This window comes from Pantoea sp. Fr+CA_20, from assembly GCF_024520835.1.
Lineage (GTDB): Bacteria > Pseudomonadota > Gammaproteobacteria > Enterobacterales > Enterobacteriaceae > Pantoea > Pantoea allii.
Genome location: NZ_JALNPN010000008.1, coordinates 121,191 through 138,064, shown reverse-complemented (window position 1 = coordinate 138,064; position 16,874 = coordinate 121,191). Strand labels below are relative to the sequence as shown.

Here is a 16,874-nt window from a genome sequence, read left to right as displayed (position 1 = left end):
CTCGGTGCCTCTTTACTGCTTGAGTTTCGGGTCGAGTGCATCACGCAAACCATCGCCCATCAGGTTAAATGCCAGCACGGTAAGCAGAATGACTAACCCAGGGAAAGTCACCACCCACCAGGCACTTTGCGCATACTGCAATACGTCGGAGAGCATGGTGCCCCACTCCGGCGTTGGCGGCTGCGCACCCATACCGAGAAAGCCCAACGCCGCCATGTCGAGAATGGCGTTGGAAAAGCCTAACGAAGCCTGAACGATCAGCGGTGCCAGACAGTTAGGTAAAATATTCACGAACATCTGGCGCAGCATACCGGCCCCCGCCACACCAGAAGCGGTCACGTAGTCCCGGTTGACTTCAACCAGCACCGCCGCGCGCGTCAGACGGATATAGTGGGGCAGCGCGACAAACGTCAGCGCGATAGAAGCGTTGACGATCGACGGGCCAAAAATGGCTACCAGCACCAGCGCTAACAGCAGGCTTGGCAACGCCAGCATAATATCCACCAGGCGCATAATCGTGGCATCAACCGCCCCGCCGATATAACCGGCCAGCAAACCAAAGATGACGCCAAAAATCAGCGACAGCACCACCACCATGCAGCCCACCAGTAACGACAGGCGCGCGCCATACATCAGGCGCGATAAAATATCGCGGCCGACATCGTCGGTGCCCAGGATGTAGCTCCAGTTTCCGCCTTCCTGCCAGACAGGAGGATGCAGCAGAGCATCACGAAACTGTTCGGCTGGGCCGTGCGGTGCCAGTACATCAGCAAAGATGGCGATCAACAGCATTAACACGATGTAAACCAGGCCGGTTACCGCACCTTTATTACGTTTGAAGTAGTGCCAGAATTCCTGAATCGGGGTCATCGGCTTGGGTGCAATATTTACGCTTGCGGGATCAACAACAGACATGATGCCCCCTTATTTCTTATGACGTATGCGCGGATTCACCACGCCATACAGCAGATCAACCAGCAGATTGACCAGGATAATCAGTATTGCCGTCAGCAGCACACCGCCCTGCACGACCGGATAATCACGGCGTTGCAGCGCTTCGATTAACCAGCGCCCCAGGCCCGGCCAGGAAAAGATGGTTTCGGTCAGGATAGCGCCTGCCAGCAAGGTGCCGACCTGCAGGCCAATCACGGTGACAACCGGCAACATCGCATTACGCAGAGCGTGGATGACAATGACGCGCATACGCGTCAGGCCTTTCGCACGCGCCGTGCGGATATAATCTTCACCCAGCACTTCCAGCATGGAAGAACGCGTCATACGCACGATGACCGCCAGCGGAATCGTACCCAGCACGATAGCGGGTAAAATCATGTGCATGACCGCATCTTTGAAGTCGCCAGGCTCACCCCAGATCAATGTATCAATCAGCATGAAACCGGTCAGTGGATGGCTGTCGTCCAGGAACACGGTATCCGCAACACGGCCAGAAACCGGGGTAAGGTTGAGCTGCACCGAGACCAGCATAATCAGCATGATGCCCCACCAGAAAATCGGCATGGAGTAGCCGGTGAGGGAAATACCGACGGCGGTGTGATCAAACACCGAGCCACGTTTCACCGCAGCCATAACGCCGACCGGAATCCCGACGCATACCGCAAACAGCATTGCGCACATCCCCAGCTCAAGCGTGGCTTTAAAGCGCGGGACGAATTCGGTCCAGACGGGAATGCGGCTTTTCAGTGAAATGCCTAAATCACCATGCAGCACGCCATAGATATAGTGCAGATACTGTTTCCACAGCGGCTGATCGAGCCCCATCATCGCCATCAATTCAGCATGACGCTCTGGGGAAATACCGCGCTCGCCTGCCATGATAAGCACCGGATCGCCCGGAATCATATGAACAAACGCGAAGGTCAATAATGTAATACCGATGAACGTTGGGATGACAAGCCCCAGACGCCGGAGTATGAACTGCAGCATAGGCGTAATTCTCAGTCGTTTTCCCCTGGCCCTGGCCAGAGATAACATTGCTCATTAACCGCATCCAACGAAAGCCGGACGCGACGCAAGAAGCGCTTCTTAGGTAAAAGTAAATAGCCGGAAAAAAAGAGCAGATAACAGGCGATCGGAGGAGATCGCCTGAGGGCCGGCAAAACCGGCCCTTACTGCAATAATCCGAAAGGTTATTCCTGAATATCGACGGTATCGAAGTGATGTTTACCTAATGGATCGACGACATAGCCAGTGACTTTCTTACTGACAGGCTCGTAAACGGTTGAGTGAGCAATGATCAGCGCAGGCGCCTGGTCATGCATCACTACCTGAGCTTGCTTGTAATACTCAATACGTTTGTTGTGATCGGATTCTGCACGTGCTGGCTGAATCAAATCTTCAAACGGCTTATAGCACCAGCGGGAATAGTTCGAACCATCTTTGGCCGCCGCACAGCTGAACAGCGTTGCGAAGAAGTTATCTGGGTCCCCGTTATCACCGGTCCAGCCCATCATCACAGTTTGATGTTCGCCCGCTTTGGCGCGTTTCAGGTACTCGCCCCACTCATAGGTCACGATTTTGGCTTTCACGCCAATTTTTGCCCAGTCAGACTGAATCATCTCCGCCATACGGCGCGCGTTCGGGTTGTAAGGACGCTGAACCGGCATTGCCCACAGATCGATAGAGAAACCGTCCGCCATACCCGCTTCTTTCAGCAGGGCTTTGGCTTTTTCAGGATCGTAAGCATAGTCTTTAACGTCCTTGTTATAGCCCCACATTGTTGGTGGGATCAGGTTTTTCGCTGGCTGGCCAGCGCCCTGATATACCGCATCGATAATGGCTTGCTTGTTAACCGCCATGGTCAGCGCCTGACGCACTTTCACGTTATCCAGCGGTTTTTTCTCGGTATTAAATGACAGGTAACCGACGTTCAGACCAGGCTGTTCCATCAGGTTAATTTTGCTGTCTTTTTTCATGCTGGCGATATCGGCCGGATTTGGATACGGCATGATCTGACATTCGCCTTTCTGCAACTTGGCATAGCGAACTGACGCATCTGGCGTGATAGAGAAGACCAGGCGATCAATTTTTGGCTTGGTTCCCCAGAAATCCGGGTTAGCTTTATACAGAATACGCGAGTCTTTCTGGTACTGCTGGAGCACAAATGGCCCGGTACCGACAGGGTTCAGGTCAACTTTCTCTGGCGTACCGGCCTTCAGCATGTTGTCGGCATATTCTTTGGACATGATGGAAGCGAAATCCATACCCAGATCGGCCAGGAAAGGCGCTTCAGGGCGCGTCAGCACAAAGCGTACCGTGTGATCGTCCACTTTTTCGATTTTGCTGATCAGCTTCGGCATATCCATACCTTCAAAGTACTCATAGCTGCCGCCAGAGACATTGTGGTACTTGTTGCTTTTATCTAACTGGCGCTCGAAAGAGAACACCACGTCATCAGCATTGAATTCACGCGTAGGCTTAAAATCTTTAGTGGTTTGCCATTTCACGCCATTGCGTAAATGGAAGGTGTAGGTTTTGCCGTCAGCGCTGACGTCCCACTTTTCTGCCAGGCCCGGCACCAGTTCGGTGGTACCGGTTTTGAATTCAACCAGACGGTTATAGATAGGCACAGAGCTGGCATCGTATGTCGTACCAGAGGTAAAGAGCTGCGGGTTGAACCCTTCCGGAGAACCTTCAGAACAATAAACCAGGGTTTTCGCTTGAACACTTGCGGCTATGGTCATGGCTATCAGGCTCAGACCGACCTTCAGCATCCTGGATTTAGCCAGGGAGTTGATCATGCTTTTGCTCCATTGTGATGTGTTGTTGTGTGCATTGCCTGACCTCTGGTTTTTTTATGCGGTTCAGGCGGTCCACCCAGCGGGTGTGATAAGAGTGAGATAGTTTTCTTTTGATAATGCTGATTGATAAGTACCCATCAGAAAAATCTGTATCTGCACTGTTATTGACGCATCAATTTGTCAACAGTTGCAAAGAACGTCAATACAACGGTTAGTTATTTACACAGAGTGTGAGGAATAGCAAGCAACGATAAAAAAAACCCTTACTGACGTTATGCCATACATTGCATAGCGGGACGGGTTTATTCGCCATCTATTCTGCTGTGAGAGGCGGCAGACAGTAGTGATTCGCGCTAAAAAAAATCGTGCATCATTTAGCGCCAAATGTTGGATATCTGAACGATTACCCGTGCGTTATGACGTTCATCTAGCGAAAAATGCTGTCATTTTTGAGTGAAAAATTAACAATTATTCTTTTTGTGGCATAACCAAAACTTATCTTTGATCCGCCGACATCCCTCAGGCGAGAAGGGCTGTGTCGGGATTAAACCGAAAAACGGCTGTCTGTCGGTGAAATTGATTTCAAGGAAGAATTATTGGTTTTTTGGAAAAATCTGGCATGAGATATTCTAATAGCAGAGCGGGGCAATAAAGCCTGAAAAGCGTTTTTCACCCTGCCTGTGTTGAGATGAACGCCTTTTGCCAGGCCGATTAGCTGCTCGCGCAGGCAAAAACCCCGCTATCGGTGGCGTTGCCTGGGTCGGTTTACTAAAGGGATGGGATGAGGCGCAGGCCGCTGCCTTCGCAACGTTGTCTCGCTTCGCCCGGCGCAAACGGCCTTCGGAGGTGCTCATCCTCATTTTATTCAGGCGAAAAAAAACCTGTCTTTTCAGACAGGTTTCTTAAATATGGTCGGCGAGAGAGGATTACGCGCCCTTCGGGCCGTTGCCTTCGCAACGTTGTCTCGCTTCGCTCGGCGCAAACCTCCTTCGGAGGTTCTCATCCTCATTTTACACAGGCGAAAAAAAACCTGTCTTTTCAGACAGGTTTCTTAAATATGGTCGGCGAGAGAGGATTACGCGCCCCTGCGGGACGCGCCCTTCGGGCCGTTGCATTCGCAACGTTGTCTCGCTTCGCTCGGCGCAAACCTCCTTCGGAGGTTCTCATCCTCATTTTATTCAGGCGAAAAAAAACCTGTCTTTTCAGACAGGTTTCTTAAAAGTGGTCGGCGAGAGAGGATTCGAACCTCCGACCCACTGGTCCCAAACCAGTTGCGCTACCAAGCTGCGCTACTCGCCGATGGGGGCGCATGTTACTGCTACCCCTGGGAAGCGTCAACCGCTTTTTGCGCTTTCGCGCCTGATCGCCTGGAAAGCAGGCGGTCAGCGGCTTTTCCCCGTTCCGTGCTGCATCGCTACGCCACTACAGCGGTTTAGCGGTTGTTCCGGCGGGTGCCTGGCACCAGTTATTGGCCGCCTTAATACCACCATCTGGAGAGGTATAACCCAGGCAGCCCATGATCGTATCAAACAACTCGACGTGACGATGGGTTTTACCCGTGCGCTGTTGCGCCTGCAGACGCTCGAAGTTGTCGCGGTTGGTCGGGTCAGCCAGATATTTATCCGATGCCCACACCATCATGGGAACACGGAACTGCTCCGGCGGTGCCATTTCACGCGGTGTACCATGCAGATGCATATTATCGCTGATCGACTCACCATGGTCAGACGCATAGAACACGATCGCTTTCTTATCACGCAGCTGATCCAACACACTGTCCAGCATACTGTCGACATAGAGAACCGAATTATCGTAGGCGTTAATCAGCTGTGCTTTGCTACAGGTTTCATCGACGCCCATACATTCAGGCTGATAACGCGCAAAACTGCGCGGATAGCGTTGCGAGTAAAGGTAATGTGAGCCTTTGGTGTGCAAAACCACCAGGTGTTTACCCTTGGGATAGCGCTGGAGTGATGCCTGCAACTCCGGGACCAGCAGCATATCATCCACTGATTTACCCTGATTGCGTGGCTCTGAACCAATTTGCTCGCGGAAGGAGAAGTTATTCGCATTGATATTATCGTAGAACCAAACCTCACTTTGCATCGCGAACAGCTCAGAGGTAAAGCCCAGCTCTTTCATCACCGCGAAAACATTTTGCTCTTTCAGGGTACGGCCAGGGTTGTCCATGGTGCCGCCTTCACGCACGAACATACAACGCAAAGACAGTTTGGTCGCGGTATCACAAGATTCACCACGAAACGCGACCAGGTTTTTCTCTTTCGACAGCTTAGGTGTGGTATTGCGCTCATAACCCAACATGCCCATGTGATCCCAGCGCGTGGTTTCACCAATGACAAACACCACATAGGTATCATCTAACCCCGGCGGTGCAACGTAGGTAAATTTCTGCGCAGGGTCCAACAGTTCGTGATTTTCCAGCGTCTCGTCAACCTTCGTCCAGGTAAACAGACCCAGTGCAGCCAGCCAGTTAGACGGCAAATAAGAGTGCGCCACAATACCGCCATAGCTCGGCAGGTCGATATTGGTCACTTCCTCGTTGGTTTTTTGCAACTTGTCGAAGTAACGGATGGGTAACCACACCAACGCGACGCAGGCCAGCAAAAGTAAAACGGGTTTTAGTCGCTGCCCTGGCGTACGCAGTTGCTCATTCAGCGTCATGCTGAGGTTGTTACGCCAAATCATAAACAGCGGCAGCGCGCTGACCAGCACCATCCACAGGATAAAGTGATAACCCACGACTTCTTTAGACAGATCGGTATCCGTCGTCATGACTGATGCCACAATGCCGTAGCCAATGACCACATTGAAAAAGGCCATGTAATAACCGGCAGCGACGGAAATCAATACAATTAAGGTCGCAAGAACACGGTACAGCCACTTTCCGCCCAATGATAACAGTCGCATCAGGAAAAACGTCAGTAACACAATTGCTACGACCTCGGTAAAGGCGGTCAGCCAGTTTGTCACGGTTGATTTCGTCAGAAAGCCATCAAAACGGCGGTAAAAGATCGGCAAATTCAGCAGGATACCGAGATACAGAGCCAGCAAGAGCGACAGCTTTTGCTGTGTTAATGATTTTATATAATTCATGAAAAATGGTGTTTCCCCGGAACGAAGCGCTTAACTAAACGTTAATCTGACTGCCATATTTCGGCAGAGTTCGCGAATTAAGCGGGCCGGTTAAATAAAGAAGAATATTCTGAACGTTTTTACACGTCATCACGCGAAGTGGCACAGTTAAGCATGTGACATGCATTTAGGCCAGAAAATAGTCTGGAGAAGGGGCAATTAACAGCGTGGGTGAAAAGAAAAAAGGGCCGGTGTTCAGGCCCTTAATCATTTAGCGAAGGATATTCAGCGTTACGTCGATGTTGTTACGTGTCGCATTTGAGTATGGGCAAACGATATGAGCAGCATCAACCAGTTTCTGTGCTTCTGCTTCGTCCATCTCAGGCAGGTGAATATTCAGCGTCGCCTCAATGCCAAAACCATTAGGGATTGGACCAATACCGACTTCGCCTTCAATCCATGCGTCTTTTGGCATCGCGATTTTGTCGCGGCCAGCAACAAACTTCATTGCGCCCAGGAAGCAAGCTGAGTAGCCCGCTGCAAAAAGCTGCTCTGGGTTAGTGACTTCACCACCTGCACCGCCCATCTCTTTTGGTACGCCCAGTTTGACATCCAGAACGCCGTCAGATGAGGTTGCACGACCATCACGACCACCGGTAGCTTTAGCTTTTGCACGGTAAACCACTTGTTCTAAAGACATATCTTATCTCCATTGTACTATTTAATCGCTCGCTACTTATTGGTCAGCAGTCGAGCTGCGAAGTCTGACTTATTTCATACATCCAGATAAAAATTTAGCGCGGCACCATCAGTTTGTCACGTAACTGGTTCAACTGCAGTTTAAGCGCCGCCATCTCATCCTCACTGCAATCAGAGGCACACTGGATTTCATCGGGAATCCTCTCAGCCTGCTGACGCAAAAGACGTCCGGTATCCGTTAAGCTGACGACCACCTGACGCTCATCCTGACGGGAGCGCTGGCGATTGAGTAAGCCCGCATTTTCCAGACGTTTTAACAGCGGCGTTAATGTCGCTGAATCCAGAAAGAGGCGTTCACCAATCTCAGAAACGGTAAGTGAATCCTGTTGCCACAATACCAGCATCACCAGATATTGCGGATAGGTAATATCCATCTGCGTAAGTAACTTACGATACACTTTATGCATCGCCAGATTGGCGGAATACAGTGCAAAGCAAAGTTGCTGATCGAGCAACAGTGGCGCAGCTTTCACTTTTTTGTCATCTTTATTACTGTTCATGGACGCAATATAAATAGCGCACTAGTTAATTGCAAGCAATTTATGAAAACGAGGTAGTGCATGCAGGATTCTCTGGAAGAACAGGCGCGACGCTATGCCACGCAAGCCCATGCAGCAGCGGGCCAACGCCGTAAATACACCGACGAACCTTATATCGTCCATCCTGCAGCCGTTGTGGAACTGGTCAGAAGCATTACGGATAACCCCGTCTTACTGGCTGCGGCCTGGCTACACGATACCGTGGAAGATACGACGACGACACTTAGCGATATCGAAAATCACTTCGGTAATGAGGTCGCGAAGCTGGTTGAAATGCTGACCAATACCGCACCGCAAAGTGCAGGGAATCGTACAGAACGCAAAATGGCCCATTTTCGCCATACTGCGCAGGCCAGCCCTGACGCACAAACCATCAAGCTGGCTGACATCATTGACAATACGCGCTCTATTGTTCGCTTCGATCCCCATTTTGCCCGCGTTTATCTGATTGAAAAAAAGGTGCAAATTGAATTGCTTAAGCAGGGCAACGCAGAACTCTGGCGCCAGGCTTCCGCCAACATTGAAAGTGGTATTGCTCAGCTGGCCGATGCGCCCTATAACGTGCCTGAAAAATGGTTTGTTAAACAAGCGGCCAAATACGGTGGATTAAGCTAACGCCATCCTCGCCATGCGCTGATTCATTGATGCCAACGGCGTACGTTAGCCTGGAAATGAGGCGCCGGCTATACGGCTTAAAGCGCGCCGGCGGGCGCGGTATGGCTTTCGTGCCTAAGGGCAAACCATGAGGCTTTCACGCTGCCTCAATATGTCTCTGTAAAACAGAAATGTTAAGAAGGATTGAATCCAAAAAAATGTAATTTATTGGCTGGAAAACTGTCAAAAAACAGTATTTTTAATATCATAAATAAATAATCGTCATGGCGAAAAGAGATTTTACTGTGATACCAATCACGATAATTTAAAGTAACCCTGGACATACCCAATCAATATAATAGGGTAGCGCTATGTTTAATGAGAGTTGAAATATTATGATCATCTTAAACAGCACCTGTGTAATTTCAAAATGGTTTAACATTGATAATATCATTGTCAACCACCTGCCTTAACGTCCCCTTGCTTTCTTCACCCTTCTGTTCCGGCTGATATGGCCGTGATTTATCGGGTGTATTTTCAATCATTCAGTCATAAAAAAAACTGCCTCGTCGATGACGTCCGTTTATTTGCCGATCAGGGCATTGAAAACGCAATGTTGCACGTAATGCAGTTACGATCTTTTATCGGCTGAAATACAGTAATAACAGCATTCGACCTGGTTTTTATTAATTCGGTTAAAAAACCACGGCTTCGACATGTCTGCATTAAAGGACATCATTATGAATAATTTTAGACATTTACCTGAGCCATTTCGCATTCGGGTGATTGAGCCTGTCAAACGTACCACGCGTGAACACCGGGACACAGCAATTATCAAAGCCGGAATGAATCCATTTCTGCTGGACAGCGAAGACGTTTTTATCGATTTGCTCACCGATAGCGGCACCGGTGCCGTAACGCAAAATATGCAGGCTGCGATGATGCGGGGCGATGAATCCTATAGTGGCAGCCGCAGTTATTACGCCCTGGCAGAAGCGGTAAAAGCGATTTTTGGCTATGCCTATACGATTCCTACGCATCAGGGGCGCGGTGCAGAACAAATTTATATCCCGGTTTTAATAAAGAAACGCGAACAAGAAAAAGGCCTGGACCGAAACAAAATGGTGGCCTTTTCTAACTACTTTTTCGATACCACCCAAGGCCACAGCCAGATAAATGGTTGTACCGTAAGGAATGTTTATATCAAAGAAGCTTTCGATACGGCGGTTCGCCATGACTTCAAAGGCGACTTTGACCTTGAAAGTCTGGAAAAGGGTATACAGGACGTGGGGGCGAATAATGTGCCCTACATTGTTGCCACGATTACCTGTAATTCCGCGGGTGGACAGCCTGTATCGCTGGCAAATTTAAAAGCCATGTACCAGATTGCACAAAAATACGACATCCCCGTTGTCATGGATTCAGCACGCTTTGCTGAAAACGCCTATTTTATCCAGCAACGGGAAAAACCCTATAAAAACTGGACAATTGAAGCGATCACCCGAGAAACCTATAAATATGCTGACATGCTGGCCATGTCGGCCAAAAAAGATGCCATGGTACCGATGGGCGGCTTACTCTCATTTAAAGACGACAGCTTCTTTGACGTGTACACCGATTGCAGAACGCTTTGCGTGGTTCAGGAAGGCTTCCCCACCTATGGTGGCTTAGAAGGTGGGGCGATGGAACGCCTGGCGGTTGGCCTGTATGACGGCATGAATCAGGACTGGCTGGCTTATCGCATCAGTCAGATTCAGTATCTGGTCGATGGTCTTGAATCAATTGGCGTGACCTGCCAACAAGCCGGCGGTCATGCCGCCTTTGTCGATGCCGGAAAATTATTGCCGCACATACCGGCGGATCACTTCCCCGCTCAGGCACTCGCCTGTGAACTGTATAAAGTGGCCGGTATCAGGGCAGTAGAGATCGGATCGTTTTTACTCGGCCGTGATCCAAAAACCGGTGAACAGCTGCCCTGCCCGGCAGAACTGCTGCGTTTAACCATTCCCCGAGCCACCTACACACAAACGCATATGGATTTCATTATTGAAGCGTTTGAGCATGTGAAAGAGAATGCCGCGAACATAAAAGGCTTAGCGTTTACCTATGAGCCTAAAGTTTTGCGCCACTTCACCGCAAAACTTAAAGAGATCTAATAGTCATACCTGTACAGTGAGCAGCTGTCTGGCAACAGCTGCTCCGTCACTCTGCTGGTCAACCTGAAAAATTATAAAAATGATAAAAGTAAAAAAGCGTATTGAGAGGACACCATGGAAGACAATACAGATCAGAAACATTCCTCCTTCTGGGGCGTAATGGTTATAGCAGGAACGGTAATCGGTGGTGGGATGTTTGCACTCCCTGTCGATCTCGCAGGTGCCTGGTTCTTCTGGGGCGCATTTATCTTAATCATCGCCTGGTTTTCAATGCTTCATTCCGGTTTATTGTTACTGGAAGCTAACTTAAACTATCCCGTAGGTTCGAGTTTCAACACGTTAACCAAAGATCTATTGGGTAAAACGTGGAATATCATCAGCGGTATTACCGTCGCCTTTGTGCTGTATATACTGACATATGCTTATATCTCCGCTAACGGTGCAATTATCAGCGAAACGCTTTCGATGCATTCCAGTATCAATATAAAGTCAGAATTGATTGGTTTAGGAACAGCGGTTTTCGTTGCCTGTGTATTATGGATAAGTTCACTGGCCGCCAGCAGAATCACTTCGCTATTTTTAGGTATTAAAATTTTAGCCTTTGTGATTGTCTTTGGTTCACTATTTTTTAAAGTCGATATGTCCCTTCTGCGGGATGTGCGCGGCATCAGTGAAAACAACCGTTACTTTCCTTATATATTTATGGCAATACCTGTCTGCCTGGCTTCATTTGGTTTCCATGGAAATATTCCCAGCCTGATTATTTGTTATGGAAAGAAAAAAGATAAACTGGTTAAAAGTATTGTTTTGGGTTCATTGCTGGCGCTGCTTATTTACCTTTTCTGGCTGTATTGCACAATGGGAAATATCCCGCGTGAAAACTTTAAGGGGATTATTGCCTCGGGCGGAAATGTTGACGTGCTGGTGAAATCCTTTATGGGAACCCATCCCGGTAGCCTGATAGAATTCTTCCTGCTGGTTTTTTCTAACCTTGCGGTAGCAAGCTCTTTCTTTGGCGTGACGCTGGGGTTATTCGATTATCTGGCTGACCTGTTCAACATTGACAATTCCCATGCAGGGCGCTTTAAAACGGTACTGCTGACCTTTCTTCCTCCCAGCATCCTGTATGTGTTCTACCCTGACGGCTTTCTCTACGGCATCGGTGGTGCGGGATTATGCGCAACCATATGGGCAGTGATTGTCCCTGCGCTGCTGGCATTGAAAGCCAGAAAACGCTTTCCCGACAAAACGTTCACCGTCTGGGGCGGCAAGGTAATTCCCGTGTTTGTTATTTTATTTGGTGTCGTGGTTATTGTTTGCTGGTTTGGCAATGTTCTCAACGTTTTACCCAAGTTGAGCTGATTGTCCGACAGGCCTGAGCGTTATTTTGAAGGGAAGCGTTATCGGGAAGAGGTGTTAAACAGCCGGTCACTCATGTGACCGGCTTCAACAATAGCCGGGATAACGCTTTAATACTTAATGACTTAATCGAGTAACTGACGCCCAAGGTAAGGATTGGCGTGAAGTAATTTCATCAATTTCCGTGCCGTTGCGGAAGGGCGCGTACGCTGTGCTTCCCAACTTTTAACCGAAGAAACGCTAACGCCCATGATCCTGGCAAATTCGTCAACCTGCATTCCTGCCATTTCGCGTAAACGCTGTGGCTCTGGCATCGCGGGTTGACGCTGAGCTTGCAGCGCCACAGGGCTGTTATCACGTGTCAAAACAATCTGCTCAAGGCTGCTGAGCAATTCAAACATTGGGTCTTTTAATTCCATAGAGAACTCCTTAAAAACTCACTATGAATCACGTGAAAGAAGGTACAAGAACCTGAAATCAGGCTCAGAAACCGGATTAAGCAAGCTGCATCCCTTAAGAGTTTGTTTTTATTGTAAGAAAACCCTTATGGGACACAGCCTGACCTGCATCGCTGTTAAACATATCAAAACAATGCAACAAATGCCGGGAGACTAATTATGGATAGATACCTGACAATTTGCAGTGCAAATTAAACATTTTTTTTAACTTTACAATTCTGAAAAATGGTTAAACAACCTAACCAGTTGAAGCCATTGATTTTGTTGCCACACGGTACATGAAAAGTACAGATCGCTTTTTTGTCCTTGCCAACCTTTTTCGACTCAACGCACACCGAAAACCGTGCCTGTCACTCATAATGATTGCAAAATATGCGCCAGGCTTTCATTTTTTAATACAAAGAAATGCGGCAGTTCACTGCCAGCCATCTTCGATCCCGCCCACTGATACTGAGCAAACGCTTACCGGGCCTGATAGTGCGAGCAAGAGCCGCGCTGAATGGGTGATCAACACTATCTTCGGAGGGCAATGTGACGTTACGATTATAGCGGAGAAGATAATTTGTGCCGTTCATGCCAGACGCGAGCACATGGCACAACCCGCACCACTTTAATGCAAGTGAACAATTTTAGGGCAACTCGTTAATGAAGATTTAACGGTAATGCACCACACCGCGCACGTGCTTCGCTTTAAAACTTAAGCTGGTGTTAATTATTCAGACCATGTATTTATGGCCCATTCCGGCTCAGTTTGCAGGTGCTCCACGTCAATGCTGGCGCGCCAGCCCATTCAGCAGCCCGTCTTCGTCGCGGCGTAAAGGCCCTGTTATCCTCATTCAGCTCCCGGCCTCGGGTGCCTGAAGTCTCAAATGGCCTTATAAACCCGCTGCAAGCAAACTTTCTTGCAGGTAATGGCCTTACACAGCGCTTTCACATTGTGTGGCAGTTCACGTTTGTTCTATTCTTTAGGCCACTGCTTTTCCGGACATCAGCCAGCTTTACCGACAGGAGTTGACATCATGGCTTCAGGAATTTCCCGTATTCTGGCACGCGGCGGCATTTTGCTGACTGGCGTGCTTCTCGTATTACAGCTCACCGCATGTGGTGACAAAGAGGGCGACCAGCGCAAAGCGTTTATCGATTTCCTGCAAAATACCGTTATGCGTAGCGGCGAGCATCTGCCCAGCCTGAGCGAAAACCAGAAACAAAGTTTTGGTCCTTTCGCAGGGGATTACGCCATTCTGTATGGCTTCTCGCAGCAGGCTAACAAAGCGGTAGATCAGGGCATGCGCCCGGTAGTGGATGAACTTTCAGCGATCCACGTACCGCAAGACTATCTGAGCCGCCGCGACTCTCTTGCTCAGGCTAACAGCGCATTAACGGTAGCCACGCAGCAGCTGGAAAGCGCCAAAATGCAGGCAGATAAAAGCAAAGCCGCGCTTAAACAAACGGACGATCTGAAGAAAGTCTTCGACACCGCTTACGATAAAGTCGTGTCGCAGCCCGCCAGTCAGCTTATCCCGCTGTTACCCAAACTTCAGGCACTCAGCCAGGATGCGGTGCAAACCGGTGAGTTTTTACAGGCTCAGGGCACCCGAGTCAGTTTCAATAACGGTGGCGTTCAGTTCCCGACTCAGGAGCAGGCAACACAATATAATGACTTGATGAACAGCTTATCTGCCAATGTGCAGGCGCTGACGCAGGCTAAAAATGCCGTTCAGGGGAATGTGCAATAAACATCGCTCCGGCACCCCCTGTTCTGCCTGGCTGATCTGAACATCATTTAATAAAGATCATTTATTTAAACGGCCCTGATCAAAGTGTGATCAGGGCCGTTTTTCATTAAATTACTTTGTGATCTATATCTCATTTATCAAACAAAGCCACGGGCTATAAATGTGATGAGCATCACTAAAATCCATTGTTAGCGGTGTAAATTTGTTCAGTCCAGGCCGGAAATAGCCTGTTTTTGTGATATGTATCACTAAACATCCCCCTACCACCCCACCATAAACGTGATTAAGATCACATCAAACTGCCTGTACTACGCAGCCCCATATTCGCGTGATAAAGTCCGCCTGCATACAGTAATACTGACGGTTTATCGCCGTAGTGGCTAAACAAAAACAAACGCGCGCTCCTGTTGCAGCGCGTCTCAACAAGGGGTGGGCTTATGTCCTCATCAGTAAAGGTCAAAGTACAAAGCTTTGGTCGCTTTTTGAGTAATATGGTGATGCCTAATATTGGCGCATTTATCGCCTGGGGTATTATCACCGCGCTGTTTATTCCAACAGGCTGGATTCCTAACGCAACGCTGGCGAAGCTGGTCGCCCCGATGATCACCTACCTGCTGCCATTACTGATCGGCTTTACCGGCGGACGTTTAGTCGGTGGCGATCGCGGTGGTGTCGTAGGCGCAATCACAACCATGGGCGTGATTGTCGGTGCCGATATGCCAATGTTCCTCGGCTCAATGATTGCGGGTCCGCTTGGCGGCTGGGCGATTAAATCCTTTGACCGTATGGTTGACGGTAAAATCAAAAGCGGCTTTGAAATGCTGGTGAACAACTTCTCTGCCGGTATCATCGGTATGTTGTTAGCCATCCTGGCATTTATGGCGATTGGTCCACTGGTTGAAGGCCTGTCACATATTCTTGCCACGGGCGTTAACCTGATGGTGCAGAACAACCTGCTGCCATTGACGTCGATCTTTGTTGAACCCGCAAAAATCCTGTTCCTCAACAATGCGATTAACCACGGCATTTTCTCGCCGCTGGGTATTCAGCAGGCAAGCGAAGCAGGCAAATCGATTTTCTTCCTGATCGAAGCAAACCCAGGTCCGGGTATGGGCGTACTGATGGCCTATATGTTCTTTGGTCGGGGCAGTGCTAAGCAGTCTGCTGGCGGTGCAGCGATTATCCACTTCCTTGGCGGTATCCACGAAATCTACTTCCCTTATGTGCTGATGGCACCTCGCCTGCTGCTGGCGGTGATCCTGGGCGGTATGACCGGCGTATTCACCTTGACCGTGCTGCACGGTGGCCTGGTCTCGCCTGCTTCACCCGGTTCAATTTTAGCGGTATTAGCGATGACGCCAAAAGGCGCTTACTTCGCCAATATTGCTGCCATCTTTGCTGCTTTCGCCGTGTCTTTTGTTATTTCTGCCATTTTGTTGAAAACGAGCAAAGTGAAAGAAGATGACGATATCGAAGCCGCGACGCAACGTATGCACGACATGAAAGCGCAGTCGAAAGGGCAGAGTCTGACAGGTGCCCCGGTTGCCAGTGATGCGATGAGCGTTGACCTGGACCATGTGCGCAAAATCATTGTCGCCTGCGATGCGGGCATGGGGTCGAGTGCAATGGGCGCAGGTGTGCTGCGTAAGAAAGTCCATGATGCCGGGCTGAGTAATATCTCGGTGACCAACAGCGCCATTAATGCGTTACCGGGCGATGTTGATTTGGTGATTACCCATCGCGATTTAACTGAGCGGGCTATCCGTCAGGCACCCCATGCTCAGCATATTTCCTTAAACAACTTCCTGGACAGTGCGCTCTACAGCACGCTGACAGAGCGCCTGGTCGCGGCTAATCGCAGTGAAGCCAACCGTGAAGCCGTACAGAAGACGCTGGGTGACAGCTACGATAACAGCCATGCCAACCTGTTTAAGCTCGGTCACAGCAACGTTTTCCTGGGACTGAGTGCCAGCAATAAAGAGCAGGCGATTCGCTTCGCCGGTGAGCAGTTGGTCAAAGGCGGCTACGTAGAACCTGAATACATTGATGCCATGCTGGAGCGCGAAAAGCTGACCCCGACTTATCTTGGCGAGTCGATTGCCGTGCCACACGGTACCGTTGAAGCGAAAGATCGTGTACTGAAAACGGGCGTGGTTTTCTGTCAGTATCCTGCCGGCGTACAGTTTGGCGAGGAACCTGATGAAGTGGCGCGTCTGGTGATTGGTATTGCTGCCCGCAATAACGAACATATTCAGGTGATCACCAGCCTGACGAACGCGCTGGATGATGATCAGGTCATTGAAAAACTGGCGCACACTGAGAGCGTACAGGATGTTCTGGATCTGTTATCAGGCAAGCCCGCTGTAGCATAATCCGGTTCGACATTTTCCCTGGGGCGGTTGTGCCCGTCCCACTTTTTTGG

At 49.5% G+C, this 16,874-nt stretch carries 13 protein-coding genes, 1 tRNA gene and 2 other RNA genes; 6 read left to right on the top strand and 10 right to left on the bottom strand.

All coding sequences use genetic code 11. The features are described from left to right. Positions 1-12: 12 nt before the first annotated feature. The 9 genes from dppC to NR177_RS12445 all read right to left on the bottom strand — a co-directional run bounded on the left by dppC (position 13) and on the right by NR177_RS12445 (position 8,110). On the bottom strand, positions 13-915 hold the full coding sequence (gene dppC / locus NR177_RS12485; RefSeq protein ID WP_063877858.1) for a dipeptide ABC transporter permease DppC: 903 nt from the start codon (positions 913-915) through the stop codon (positions 13-15). A 9-nt stretch (positions 916-924) separates the two neighbouring features. Continuing rightward, positions 925-1,944: a dipeptide ABC transporter permease DppB gene (dppB, locus tag NR177_RS12480; protein ID WP_063877857.1), complete on the bottom strand. Its 1,020-nt coding sequence runs from the start codon at positions 1,942-1,944 to the stop codon at positions 925-927. Between the two features lie 203 nt (positions 1,945-2,147). Beyond that, entirely contained in the window at positions 2,148-3,758 is a 1,611-nt protein-coding gene (gene dppA, locus NR177_RS12475) for a dipeptide ABC transporter periplasmic-binding protein DppA (protein ID WP_241568127.1), read from the bottom strand. Between the two features lie 909 nt (positions 3,759-4,667). Then, positions 4,668-4,783: non-coding RNA, RtT sRNA (locus NR177_RS12470), on the bottom strand. 33 nt (positions 4,784-4,816) lie between these two features. Continuing rightward, positions 4,817-4,946, bottom strand: a non-coding RNA gene (locus NR177_RS12465) — RtT sRNA. A 34-nt stretch (positions 4,947-4,980) separates the two neighbouring features. After that, a tRNA-Pro gene (locus NR177_RS12460) sits at positions 4,981-5,057 on the bottom strand. Positions 5,058-5,180: 123 nt separating this feature from the next. Then, on the bottom strand, positions 5,181-6,872 hold the full coding sequence (gene eptB, locus NR177_RS12455) for a kdo(2)-lipid A phosphoethanolamine 7''-transferase (RefSeq protein ID WP_063877855.1): 1,692 nt from the start codon (positions 6,870-6,872) through the stop codon (positions 5,181-5,183). 250 nt (positions 6,873-7,122) lie between these two features. Next, positions 7,123-7,551: an organic hydroperoxide resistance protein gene (locus tag NR177_RS12450; protein WP_028725402.1), complete on the bottom strand. Its 429-nt coding sequence runs from the start codon at positions 7,549-7,551 to the stop codon at positions 7,123-7,125. Positions 7,552-7,645: 94 nt separating this feature from the next. Then, positions 7,646-8,110 carry a MarR family winged helix-turn-helix transcriptional regulator gene (locus tag NR177_RS12445; protein WP_063877854.1) on the bottom strand — a complete coding sequence of 155 codons (465 nt, stop codon included), beginning with the start codon at positions 8,108-8,110 and terminating at the stop codon, positions 7,646-7,648. A 60-nt stretch (positions 8,111-8,170) separates the two neighbouring features. Here NR177_RS12445 and NR177_RS12440 point away from each other — a divergent pair, with 60 nt between their 5' ends. From NR177_RS12440 to tnaB, 4 genes are all read left to right on the top strand, one after another. Next, complete coding sequence (locus NR177_RS12440; protein WP_063877853.1) at positions 8,171-8,764, top strand: HD domain-containing protein; 594 nt, start codon at positions 8,171-8,173, stop codon at positions 8,762-8,764. Between the two features lie 374 nt (positions 8,765-9,138). Further along, positions 9,139-9,216 carry a tryptophanase leader peptide gene (gene tnaC / locus NR177_RS24010; RefSeq protein ID WP_074181043.1) on the top strand — a complete coding sequence of 26 codons (78 nt, stop codon included), beginning with the start codon at positions 9,139-9,141 and terminating at the stop codon, positions 9,214-9,216. 267 nt (positions 9,217-9,483) lie between these two features. Next, the gene (gene tnaA / locus NR177_RS12435) at positions 9,484-10,899 is read left to right on the top strand and encodes a tryptophanase (RefSeq protein ID WP_109717915.1); all 1,416 of its coding nucleotides are present in this window, start codon (positions 9,484-9,486) and stop codon (positions 10,897-10,899) included. 114 nt (positions 10,900-11,013) lie between these two features. After that, positions 11,014-12,261, top strand: coding sequence for a low affinity tryptophan permease TnaB (gene tnaB, locus NR177_RS12430; protein WP_063877851.1), 1,248 nt, complete (start codon positions 11,014-11,016; stop codon positions 12,259-12,261). Positions 12,262-12,383: 122 nt separating this feature from the next. On the opposite strand, the gene NR177_RS12425 is transcribed toward tnaB, so the two are convergent. Continuing rightward, positions 12,384-12,677, bottom strand: a complete 294-nt coding sequence (locus NR177_RS12425) for an HTH-type transcriptional regulator (protein ID WP_063877850.1) — start codon at positions 12,675-12,677, stop codon at positions 12,384-12,386. Between the two features lie 1,058 nt (positions 12,678-13,735). Here NR177_RS12425 and NR177_RS12420 point away from each other — a divergent pair. Together NR177_RS12420 and NR177_RS12415 are read left to right on the top strand one after the other, a co-directional pair. Next, positions 13,736-14,452, top strand: a complete 717-nt coding sequence (locus NR177_RS12420) for a DUF3053 domain-containing protein (RefSeq protein ID WP_063877849.1) — start codon at positions 13,736-13,738, stop codon at positions 14,450-14,452. Positions 14,453-14,889: 437 nt separating this feature from the next. Further along, the gene (locus NR177_RS12415; protein WP_256852990.1) at positions 14,890-16,824 is read left to right on the top strand and encodes a PTS mannitol transporter subunit IICBA; all 1,935 of its coding nucleotides are present in this window, start codon (positions 14,890-14,892) and stop codon (positions 16,822-16,824) included. The last annotated feature ends 50 nt before the right edge of the window (positions 16,825-16,874 follow it).